Annotated in this window: 4 protein-coding genes; 3 read left to right on the forward strand and 1 reads right to left on the reverse strand. The window is 58.3% G+C overall.

All coding sequences use genetic code 11. From position 1 onward, the window contains the following. Positions 1–101 precede the first annotated feature (101 nt). Positions 102–536, reverse strand: coding sequence for a hypothetical protein (locus E3T43_RS15530; RefSeq protein WP_134473100.1), 435 nt, complete (start codon positions 534–536; stop codon positions 102–104). Between the two features lie 496 nt (positions 537–1,032). Between E3T43_RS15530 and E3T43_RS15535 the strand changes: the two genes are divergently transcribed. From E3T43_RS15535 to E3T43_RS15545, 3 genes are all read left to right on the forward strand, one after another. After that, on the forward strand, positions 1,033–1,665 hold the full coding sequence (locus tag E3T43_RS15535; RefSeq protein WP_134473101.1) for a hypothetical protein: 633 nt from the start codon (positions 1,033–1,035) through the stop codon (positions 1,663–1,665). 179 nt (positions 1,666–1,844) lie between these two features. Then, a complete protein-coding gene (locus E3T43_RS15540) occupies positions 1,845–2,045 on the forward strand; it encodes a hypothetical protein (protein WP_206751405.1) in 201 nt (66 codons plus the stop codon). Positions 2,046–3,295: 1,250 nt separating this feature from the next. Then, positions 3,296–3,751 (forward strand): SRPBCC family protein, encoded by a 456-nt coding sequence (locus E3T43_RS15545; protein WP_134473103.1) that lies wholly within the window; start codon positions 3,296–3,298, stop codon positions 3,749–3,751. The last annotated feature ends 314 nt before the right edge of the window (positions 3,752–4,065 follow it).

Raw genomic sequence — 4,065 nt, forward strand, 5'->3', positions numbered from 1 at the left:
AGCTTGTCTAGATAACAACTATTTTAGCTGGTCAGAGGGGCATTCTCGGTTTAACGCGCCGTCAAAACCTCAAGGTCAACCGGTGGATTCAGGCTAAAGCGTTACTCGCTTGTCCAACTTGCGTCGACGACTGTGGCGTAGCTACTCTCCGCCGAGTCGGTGTCGTACTTCGCATCTTGGTATTCGAGGACGATCCAGCCGGATTGGTATCCGTTATCGCCGAGGGCGGCTGTGAACCCTTCGGCATCGTCTCGGTCCTCGAACTGGTAGACAGTGATTTGGTCCGCTCGGACGGCTTGGGAGCATCTGACCTCGTCGGAACACGCCTCGGCTGTGATGTCCTGGAGATTGGTGACAGGAAGGCCCGGTTGTCCTTGGAAGCCGTTGAACACGTCTTCCGCCGTCATAGTCGATCGTGGTGCGATAAGTTCCTGAATCCCACGAAACGGATCGCCGCCTGTGACCCAGAGGCCGGCCACAATGACGGCGGCAGCGAGGGTGACTGTCGTCGTGATTACGATTGAGCGTTTCGGCATCCCTGCTCTTTCTGCAAGTGGCGGTCGAGCCTGGCTCGGTTGCGCACGAGATCGGATCATTCCGGTGTTGGCTTCAACTTAGCGGCCTGGGTGGATATCCGGTCTCCAAGTTGCCGGAAACGCTATCGGAGCAGTCGGTGCGACTCCCAAGGCAGAGTCGCCATAGGGACCCGCGACCCTGGCGCAATAAACCTCGACTTCCCCGAAGGCCCGAGTGTTCCCCTTACGGGTTCGGTTGCAGCGGTGGTAGAGGTCCGCTATCCGAGACAATTCATGTCCCTTGGAGCAGCGCCATCGAGCCGTTGCAGCCAACGTATGTCAATGGGCTTGTCCGAGTGACGCTCCCAGCCGAGCTCTGTTGGAGCAGCATCAGCCATTCGTGGTTGGTCCGATCAGTCGTTGACCGCTCTTGTGCTGTACCCAATGGGTCGTAATATTCGGCCGATCATGCGCCGTCACTAGAGTAGGGACTACCACTGGGGAAGGAGTGACAACAATGCGAAAGACTGTGATAAGTCGACGCAGGCTCACGCTGTCCGGCATAGGACTGTGCGCGCTGGTCGCGTTGAGTGGCTGCGCGGCAGCCCTTCCTCTGCCGAGTGGGCCGCAAGCTGAAGCGAAGATAATGCCGCTGGAAGAGTCTTTTGCTATCGCGGACCAGCTAGCTGAGGACCTGGCCTTTCCGCCAATGGATCTGGAGACGATGCAATGGCTTGATCGGCTGCAGGGTGAACTGGCGGAGGACGCGAATTTTGGTTCCCCGGCGATCTCGAACGATCGAAGCACCGTCACGATCATCTGGTACGGCACGCCGAGTGCCCGGCTCGAGGAGCTGGTCGCCCAAGCCCCGGAGACCCTGACCGTGGTCATCCAGCCCGCCGTATTTATACCGGCAGAGTTGACCGAGCTCACCCAGAGGGCAGTGACTACCCCCGGGCTGGTGTTAGGCGCGGAAGTAGCGATGGGCAGCCCCGCACCTGACGCCTCGGGTATCACGATCGGGATCGTTGAACTACCCGTTGGGCACACCCTTGAGCAACTCGGCATTGCGTTCGCGCAGGCCCTGCAGCGACCGGATGTCACAGTTACAGTGGAAGTCAGCGGCACGATTGTGCCGTTCAACAGCTGAGCGCCGAGGGTCGTCTTGCGGAATTGACGCCTTGCTTCGCGCGGCGTCAATTGAGACCATCGAGGGTGTTACCGCTAATCCCCGCTCGCCTTCTTTGGTGTGGGTTCGTTTCACTTGAGCTGGCCGCCGTGTCCTTTGTTTCTCTGGTCGTTGCGCCGGACGTGGGGCCGATGTCGTGCGTGGAATCGTACCCAGCGCAGTGCAAGATCGGGAAGATTGCGGACGGCGGACTCACAATTACCGGCTTGCTGCTGCTCGTCGGTGTCGCCTCCCTGTTTCTCGTCAACCTGGTGACTCGACTGTCCGTCCGCGAGGTGAGCATCGTCGCCGGATTCGTTGTCCTTGTCATTCTCATGACCGTAGGCGTGGACTTGTCCTAGTCACAAGGAATTCAGCGTCGCTACAACTAGGCGTGCCACGCACGCAGGTGAGCGTCCCGGCTGCCGTCCCGTAGGGGGTTCGGCTTGCGGGCACACGTAAGGGCCGCCGACGCTAAGCGCTTGCCCTCGCAACCTGCGGTTTTGCTCAAGTTCAGGGCATCGTCTCATCGAAGTGGTCGTGACTCATGGGTGAGCTCTAATGGATTAGATAGGCTACATCGCAAGGGGGCCCCAAAATGGGAACAGATATCCGGAGCCGCACGCCATTCAGACGTACCTTCACAGTGCTGCGCTCGATAGGTGGAGTGGTCATTACGATGGCCATAATTCTGGCCGATGTCGTGAAATCGACATCCGGGGGCGGGGCCTCCTCATCGGCGTACCCAACCGTAGTATTACCGAGTTCGAAGACCAACACGTCAGCGGCCACCTCCTCCGAGACGGTACCGATCACGAAGAAGAAGAGACCACGCAGGAAGCGCAGATCATAGCCACAGTATTTCGGCGGTAGCGGCGTAGTGCTGGGCGGGGATCGCTGGGTTATCCGCTCGCTTGGCTGCGCCCGATTCCCGCAAGAGGTTCGGCTTCCGGGCGGCACCTGACCCTGTGCCAGAATCTAGCTGCCTGATGACCTTGACCTGCTCTGTCACTTGCAAGATGGGAACTAGATATTGTATTGACAGTAATGCAGTGGGGCTTAACCAGTTGGGGGATGCAAGATGAGCGATCAATCTGATGTTAACGCCGGGCCAAAACAGGGCCAATAGTGCCGACAGTTTCAAGCGGTCAATGCAACGGTGTGGCCGCGCGGCCTCCTAATGTGCTTCGTAGGAGGAGTGAAAGTGGGACGGAAACCCAAGCCACCGGATCAACGGATGGCATTCTTCACAGCCCGTGCGTCGGGAACGTCGCTGCGAAAGTCCGCAGCACTGGCCGGGATATCCAGGTCCACTGCCTGTCTGTGGCTCAAGCAATCGGTTGGCGTGCGACCCCGGGCGACGAGGCCTCGGTCGGTGTTGCGGTTATCGCTCGATGAGCGTGAGAGATCGACACGTCCAAACCGATCAATCCGCTGGAGGCACACGCACACGAGCGTTCGCGAATGTGCGTGTCGACGCGGCTGGGGCTCCGCAGGCAAGTGCCTCTCCGTTCCTCAGTTTTTTTAGCGGGTTGACCTCGCGCCAACCTTCAGTACTGTGAAGGCGGTTACAAATACTCTTCAACCCGTTGCTTCGCACTAGGAGGTCATCATGCCCAACGTCATCGAGACTGTCGACGTCAACGTTCCAGTTACCGTCGCTTATAACCAGTGGACAAAATTCGAGGAGTTTCCGAAGTTCCTAAGTTTTGTTGAATCCATCACTCAGGTGACCGACACTCTCACCGAGTGGAAGGTCAAGATCGGCGGCGTGGAGCGCAATTTTGAGGCGCAGATAACGGAGCAACACCCCGACGAGCGTGTCGCCTGGAACAGTACCGGCGGCGAAGTTGATCATGCGGGAGTTGTCACGTTCCACAAGCTAGCCGAGAACGAGACGCGCGTGACGGTCCAACTTGATTGGGAGGCGAAAGGGCTGCTCGAGAAGGCCGGAGCCGCTCTCGGCGCAGACAATCACGCCATCAAAAAAGACCTCGCAAACTTCAAAGAATTCATCGAGGCGAAGGGAACTGACGACGGTGGATGGCGCGGAGACGTGCAGGCCTGACGCTACCGACAAGCCAACTTTCAAATCGTGATCTCTAAAACGACACGCATCGGATTTCGGCCGCAACCAAACCCACCGGAGCAACAGATGGTATTTTCACGGCGCGCGCGTCGGGGATAGCACTGCGGAGATCCGCGGCGACAGGCAATGCAGAAATGACCGGGATAAGACGCCTGGTGATCTTATTGCGTTGGCCCCATCCTATTGATGGCGCTTTAGCCTCGATCCACCGGTCGAGTTGAAGTTGTGACGGCGCGTTAAACCGAGAATGCCTGTCGGATCAGGAAAAATAGAACTTACTTAGGGTTCAATTC

Origin of the sequence: Cryobacterium sp. Hh7 (genome assembly GCF_004403155.1) — a bacterium.
In the GTDB taxonomy this organism is placed as follows: domain Bacteria; phylum Actinomycetota; class Actinomycetes; order Actinomycetales; family Microbacteriaceae; genus Cryobacterium; species Cryobacterium levicorallinum.

Excerpts from the sequence above, each read along its gene's own strand:
- E3T43_RS15530 (WP_134473100.1), bottom strand. The coding sequence starts at position 536 with ATGCCGAAACGCTCAATCGTAATCACGACGACAGTCACCCTCGCTGCC.
- E3T43_RS15535 (WP_134473101.1), top strand. The coding sequence starts at position 1,033 with ATGCGAAAGACTGTGATAAGTCGACGCAGGCTCACGCTGTCCGGCATA.
- E3T43_RS15545 (WP_134473103.1), top strand. The coding sequence starts at position 3,296 with ATGCCCAACGTCATCGAGACTGTCGACGTCAACGTTCCAGTTACCGTC.